This window comes from Arthrobacter sp. TB 26 (assembly GCF_000427315.1).
In the GTDB taxonomy this organism is placed as follows: Bacteria; Actinomycetota; Actinomycetes; order Actinomycetales; family Micrococcaceae; genus Arthrobacter.
Genome location: NZ_AUPJ01000522.1, coordinates 1 through 4,443, shown reverse-complemented (window position 1 = coordinate 4,443; position 4,443 = coordinate 1). Strand labels below are relative to the sequence as shown.

Annotated in this window: 5 protein-coding genes; 3 read left to right on the top strand and 2 right to left on the bottom strand. The window is 68.4% G+C overall.

What is annotated here, in order from left to right; translation table 11 throughout:
- Positions 1 to 579: MFS transporter (locus K789_RS0120645; RefSeq protein WP_024368407.1), on the top strand; the 579-nt coding region annotated here is incomplete at its 5' end.
- On the opposite strand, the gene K789_RS0120640 is transcribed toward K789_RS0120645, so the two are convergent.
- Positions 569 to 1,732 carry a trans-sulfuration enzyme family protein gene (locus K789_RS0120640; RefSeq protein ID WP_024368406.1) on the bottom strand — a complete coding sequence of 388 codons (1,164 nt, stop codon included), beginning with the start codon at positions 1,730 to 1,732 and terminating at the stop codon, positions 569 to 571. The two genes, K789_RS0120645 and K789_RS0120640, sit on opposite strands and share 11 nt — an antisense overlap.
- Positions 1,733 to 1,865: 133 nt before the next feature.
- Between K789_RS0120640 and K789_RS0120635 the strand changes: the two genes are divergently transcribed.
- The gene (locus tag K789_RS0120635) at positions 1,866 to 2,372 is read left to right on the top strand and encodes an Lrp/AsnC family transcriptional regulator (protein WP_024368405.1); all 507 of its coding nucleotides are present in this window, start codon (positions 1,866 to 1,868) and stop codon (positions 2,370 to 2,372) included.
- Between the two features lie 36 nt (positions 2,373 to 2,408).
- Here the strand turns inward: K789_RS0120635 and K789_RS0120630 are convergent, their stop codons facing one another.
- Positions 2,409 to 3,647: an MFS transporter gene (locus K789_RS0120630; protein WP_024368404.1), complete on the bottom strand. Its 1,239-nt coding sequence runs from the start codon at positions 3,645 to 3,647 to the stop codon at positions 2,409 to 2,411.
- 156 nt (positions 3,648 to 3,803) lie between these two features.
- Here K789_RS0120630 and K789_RS0120625 point away from each other — a divergent pair, with 156 nt between their 5' ends.
- Complete coding sequence (locus K789_RS0120625; protein ID WP_029705548.1) at positions 3,804 to 4,337, top strand: Lrp/AsnC family transcriptional regulator; 534 nt, start codon at positions 3,804 to 3,806, stop codon at positions 4,335 to 4,337.
- Positions 4,338 to 4,443: the final 106 nt, after the last annotated feature.

Below are 4,443 nucleotides of genomic sequence, written 5' to 3'. Positions count from 1 at the left end.
GGCCGGAACCCGCGGCTCATGGCCCTCTACGTCCAGGCGTTCCTGCTGATGGGCGGCTTTGTGGCCGTCTACAACTACCTGGGCTTCCGGCTTTCCGGGGAACCGTTCAGCCTGCCGGCCACCGTCATCAGCCTGATCTTCCTGGCCTACCTCTCCGGGACGGTTTCCTCCCGCTGGGCCGGCGGGCTGACTGCACGGTTTGGCCGGCGCACGGTCCTGATCTCAGGAACGGTGCTGATGGTGGCGGGGCTGGCCCTGACGCTCACCCACCTGCTGGCGCTCATCCTGGTGGGCCTGCTGCTGTTCACCGGCGGCTTCTTCGCGGCGCACAGCATCGGCGCAGGCTGGACCGGGGTGATCGCAACAACCGGCCGCGCACAGGCGGCCTCGCTCTACAACCTCGCCTATTACCTAGGATCCAGCGTCATCGGCTGGGTCGGCGGCCTGGTTTTCCAGTTGCTGGGCTGGACGGCCCTGGCCCTGACCGTGATCGTGCTGGCGTGCACGACGGCGGTGATCACCGCCGTCGTGCATCCCGCCCGGCCCGCGGCTAAGGCACCGGCCGGCGCTAACGGGTAGCTTCGATGGCCTGCACGAGGTCGGCCAGGACGTCGGCCGCGTCCTCCAGGCCCACCGACACACGCAGCAGGCTGGCATGCGGCTTGGCCTCGGCGGCCACCGGCCGGTGCGTCAGTCCGGCAGGGTGCTGGATCAGAGTGTCGATCCCGCCGAGCGAGACCGCATGCGTGATCATGGCCACCGCACCGGGGATCCGTTCGGCATGCTCGGCGCTGCCCAGCTCAAAGGCAAGCAGCGAGCCGGGGCCGGCCATCTGGCTCCCGATCAGCCCCTGCGGATCGCACTCGGGCAGACCCGGATAGAAGACCCGCCGGACGAGCCCGTGCCCGGCCAGGCCGACGGCAACCTTCTGTGCGCTGGCCTGCTGGGCGCGCACCCGGACCGGGAGCGTCGCGAGGCCGCGGTGGAGCAGGTAGGCCGGCCAGGGTGTGAGGATGCCGCCGGTCACGGCACGGATCTGGCGCAGCCGCGTGGTCCATTCGGGGGCAGCGGCCACCACGCCGCCCATGGCATCTCCGTGTCCGCCGAGGAACTTGGTGGCACTGTGCAGGACCATGGCGGCGCCGTGCCGGAAGGGCCGCTGGAGGATCGGGCTGGCGAAAGTGTTGTCGACCAGGAGCGGGACGCCGTCCGCCGCCGCTGCCACGCGGGCGATATCGACGAGCTCAAGGCTCGGGTTGGCAGGCGTTTCGAGGATCACGAGTCCGGTGTCGGGCCGGAGCGCGGCATGGACACCCTCCGGCGTTGTGAAGGTGACGTCGTTGCCCAGCACTCCCGAGGCCAGCAGGTAGTCACTTCCGCCGTACAGCGGCCGGACCGCGACCACATGCTTCTTTCCGGTGGCGACGACGGCGAGCAGCACCGCGGTGAGCGCCGCCATGCCGGTGGCGAACGCCACGGCCTCCGGGGTGTCCTCGAGGACGGCGACGCCCTCCTCGAACCGCGCAACGGTGGGGTTCCAGAGCCGCTGGTAGACGGTGCTCTGGCCATCCACGTGGACGCCACCTGTGGCCATGTGTTCATAGGCGAGGCCGCCGTCATGCACGGAGGGAAGCGGCGCCGTGGTGGAAAGATCGATCGGCACTGCGTGCACGCCCAGTTCAGTGAGGCCGTTCCGGCCGGCGTGGACCGCCAGCGAGTCTAGAGAAAGCACCCTTGCTCCTTATGAATATTCACCGTTGAATCCCGCAAGTATCTGGCAATAATTCGGAGTTTTGTAGAGGCTGCGAATGGAAGTGTGGGAATGCGCCGTTTATGATGAACAGACAACACATCAAGGAGGACCAGTGAGTAGCAGTGCGAAGAATCTTCGGCCGGGAGCGGGTGCCGGCGAGCCGCTGGACGCTATCGACGAGCGCCTGCTGGCGGCCCTCGTGGCCGACGCCCGGATCTCCAACAAGCAACTGGCCGAGCTGGTCGGCATCGCGCCGTCCACGGCCCTGATGCGCACCAGGGCGCTCTCCGAACGCGGAATCATCGAGGGCTTCGAGGCGAAGCTGAGCCTGTCCGCGATCGGCCGCTCCGTGCAGGCCCTCATCGCCGTCCGGCTCCGTGCCCACGACCGCGAGCAGATCGACCGCTTCACGGCCCGGGTCCCTAAGCTCCCCGCCGTGCTCTCCACCTTCCACACCTCAGGTTCGGTGGACTACCTGCTGCACATCGCCGTCGCCACCACCGAGGACCTGCGGGACTGGGTGCTGGACAACCTCGCCACCGACCCGGTGGTCGGCCACACCGAAACCACCCTCGTGTTCGACCACATCCAGGGAAACCTGGGCCCGCTGCCTGACTAGCGGCTGCACCGGCCGGCACGGGAAGTTGCCGTTCGGTCAGGCGCGGCGCAACGCCCCGCGAAGGGTGATGACAGCGAGGGTGACCGCCGCGACCGAGCAGAGCACGACGAAGCCGGCCACCGCCGCCTGCAGGCCAACGACCCCGGCGGCGAGCCCCAGCCCGATGACGGGAAAGGCACTGCCGAGGTATGTGATGACGTAGACGGTGCTGATGATCTGGGCGTGGCGTGCGGCCTCGACCTTCCCGGCGACGTCGTTGAAGACGGTCCGGAAGGACACACCCTGCCCGATTCCGGCGGTGATGCTCGCGAGGATCAGCAGCCAGGGGCTGCTCCAGGCAGCAGCCGCGGCGATCAGCAGCACCGACACGGCCAGCATGCCCAGTCCGGCGGGCACGACAAAACGTCCCCGCACGGCGAGAAGCTGGCTGAGCGCGGAGGACCCGAGGGTCAGTCCCGCCAGCAGGCCGATCAGCGGCCGCGAATCGGCGTGGACGATCTGGGCGAAATAGCCCGGCGCCAGGGAGAGGCAGAAGCCGAAGACGGTGAAGCTGAGGAACCCCACCGAGGACGCCAGCCAGAAGGCGCCGCGCGCCTCGCTGGACACCGACGGCCGGCGGGGCGCCAGCACACGCAGCGGCTGCGGGCCCGCGACCGAGGTGATGGCCGGCCGGGCCTTGAGCAGGTACAAGGGCACGAGCAGCGCGGCCAGGACCAGGGAGTGCAGGAAGTAGGGCGTGGACGTGGGTCCGGGCAGCAGCGAGAGCACTCCCCCGATGGCCGGGCCCGCCGCCACGCCTCCGGCGGAAGCCAGGAGCGTGAACCGTGACGCCCACTCGGGGCGGCTGGGCAGCAGCTCGCGCAGGGCCGCCGAACTGGCGCCGGTGGCGAGCGCCACCGCGATACCCTGCAGGGCCCGCCCCGCACACAGCGCGAACAGGCTGTCCGCCGTGGCAAACACGGATCCACCGGCGAGTCCCACGAGCACCGCGAGCACCAGTGCGGCCCGGCGGCCGATGTGGTCCGACCAGTGGCCGGCCAGGATCAGGGTGGCCACCAGCGCCAGGACATAGGCGGAAAAGGCCACCGTGACATCGAGGGCGGTAATGCCGAGCTTCGCCTGCAGCAGCGGGTAAATCGGCGTGGCGAGGTTCGCGCCGACCAGCAGCGTGAAGATCACGACGCCGGCCATCACCAGCCGGGCCGTGGTGGAGGCGTCCCAGCCCCAGCGGTCTGCTGTGGCGGGACGCATGCGAAGCTCACTGAAGACGGTCATGTCCGTGCCCTTGCGTGGAAGCGGGCCGCGTGTTCCCTGTGATGGGGGAACCGCCAGTCCGTGATGATTTGGTCCTTAAAGAATGCGCCATTACTGATTTTCTCAGCCGATTTTCGTGGCAAAATTGATCAAAACAGTCAATGGGACGCCGCGAGAATGAACGGGAGTGATGATTTGAACAGTCTGGACCCCACCGACCTGAAGATCCTGCTGGAACTGATCCGGGATCCCCGGGTCCAGATCGGCGACCTCAGCGAAACGTTGGGCATCGCACGCAACACTGCCCAGTCCCGTGTCCGGCGCATGCAGCGGTCCGGTCTGCTGCACGACGGCGGCCGCGAGATCGATCTGGAAGCGGTGGGCTACGACGTCGTCGCCTTCGTCACCATCGAGGTCAACCACCGGGAACTCGACGGCGTGGTGGGCGCCCTGCGCCTGATCGCCCAGGTCCTGGAAGTCCACGAGATCTCCGGACGCGGCGATGTGTGGTGCCGGGTGGTGGCGACCGACACGCACAACCTGCAGGCTGCCTTGCGCTCCATCCTCCGGATCAAAGGCGTGATCCGGACCGAGACCGTCCTCGCCCTGCACACCCACATCCAGTACCGGACCGAGCCGCTCATCAGCCGGCTGGCCCAAGGCGGCTCGCTGGCCGGCCCCGCGCAGCCACGGGCGCAGAAGACGGGATAATGGGCCCGTGACTATCATCGATAACGCCGTCTACGTTGACGGCGTCCGCAGCGCCGAGCCGCAGAGCCTTGAGCAGACCTTTGAGACCCTGAACCGGAACGGCGGG

Excerpts from the sequence above, each read along its gene's own strand:
- K789_RS0120625 (WP_029705548.1), top strand. The coding sequence starts at position 3,804 with ATGAACGGGAGTGATGATTTGAACAGTCTGGACCCCACCGACCTGAAG.
- K789_RS0120630 (WP_024368404.1), bottom strand. The coding sequence starts at position 3,647 with ATGACCGTCTTCAGTGAGCTTCGCATGCGTCCCGCCACAGCAGACCGC.